Source organism: Arthrobacter sp. Dra40 (assembly GCF_059091905.1).
Genome location: NZ_JBNHHB010000511.1, coordinates 1 through 1,147 on the forward strand (window position 1 = coordinate 1; position 1,147 = coordinate 1,147).

Annotated in this window: 1 protein-coding gene and 1 tRNA gene; one reads left to right on the forward strand and one right to left on the reverse strand. The window is 68.6% G+C overall.

Annotated elements, in window-relative coordinates; all coding sequences use genetic code 11:
- Positions 1-2: 2 nt before the first annotated feature.
- Positions 3-74, reverse strand: a tRNA-Thr gene (locus AC5RWT_RS37625).
- Positions 75-316: 242 nt separating this feature from the next.
- Between AC5RWT_RS37625 and AC5RWT_RS37630 the strand changes: the two genes are divergently transcribed.
- Complete coding sequence (locus AC5RWT_RS37630; protein ID WP_494084657.1) at positions 317-1,108, forward strand: putative protein N(5)-glutamine methyltransferase; 792 nt, start codon at positions 317-319, stop codon at positions 1,106-1,108.
- Positions 1,109-1,147: the final 39 nt, after the last annotated feature.

Genomic DNA, 1,147 nt, shown 5'->3' on the forward strand with positions numbered 1-1,147 from the left:
AGAGCCCCCCACCGGAATCGATCCGGTGACCTCGTTCTTACCAAGAACGCGCTCTACCACTGAGCTAGGGGGGCAACGGAGAAATACATTACCAGCATTTTCCCCCGGGATGAAATCGGAGGGGCACCTCGTGGTGGACGCCACACCACCTGCCGGGCGGCCCGCCTTTGGCCCCACCGGAGCTACCCGGTGGGGCGCCCCCATATGAACGGCGACCCGGTAAGAAACAGGTGTGAAAACTGCAGTCAAGAACACAGCGCGGGAGGCGTTCACGGTCGGCGCGAGGGTACTCTGGGCATGATTCGAAAGGATTGCGATGCACGTTTCCCAGCTATCGGTTGCGCGGGATGCGATCGTCTCCCGACTGCGTGCGGCTGGCTGTGTCTTTGCCGAGGACGAGGCCGACCTGCTGATCGCCGACGGGGGTCCTCCGGATGCCATTGCTGCCAGGGTGGAACAGCGGGTTGCCGGAGTGCCCCTGGAACATGTCGTGGGTTGGGCCCGGTTCTGCGGCATGCGCATCGCCGTATCTGCCGGGGTTTTCGTCCCGCGCCGGCGGACGGAGTTCCTGGTTCAGCGGGCCGCGGCTTTGGCCCCGGCGCGCACCGGCGTCGTGGTGGATCTGTGCTGCGGCTCGGGCGCGGTGGCTGCGGCGCTGGGTGGACTACTCGGGCCTGGCGAACTGCACGCCGCGGACGTGGATCCGGTGGCGGTGGCGTGCGCGCGCAGGAACCTCCCGGCTGCCCATATCCACGAAGGCGACCTGTACGCCGCCCTGCCTGACCGGTTGCATGGCCGGGTGGATGTCCTGACGGCGAACGTCCCATACGTCCCCACGGCCGAGATCAGCCTGCTGCCGGCCGAAGCCCGCCTGTATGAAGCGCCGGTGGCGCTCGACGGCGGTGCGGACGGTTTAGCGGTCATGCGCCGGGTCGCAGCCGGGGCACCTGGGTGGCTGGCGCCGGGCGGGTCCGTGGCAGTGGAGACGAGCGAGCGCCAGGCCGGGGCTGCAGCCGCCGTCTTCGCGTCCTGCGGCCTGGTCCCGGCCGTGGTTCTGTCCGCCGAGCATGGGTCGGCGGTGGTGAGCGGCACCCTGACGGGCGATTAGTGTCTCCCGGGCGTCAAGTTAAACGCCTCCGGGGCACCT

Excerpts from the sequence above, each read along its gene's own strand:
- AC5RWT_RS37630 (WP_494084657.1), top strand. The coding sequence starts at position 317 with ATGCACGTTTCCCAGCTATCGGTTGCGCGGGATGCGATCGTCTCCCGA.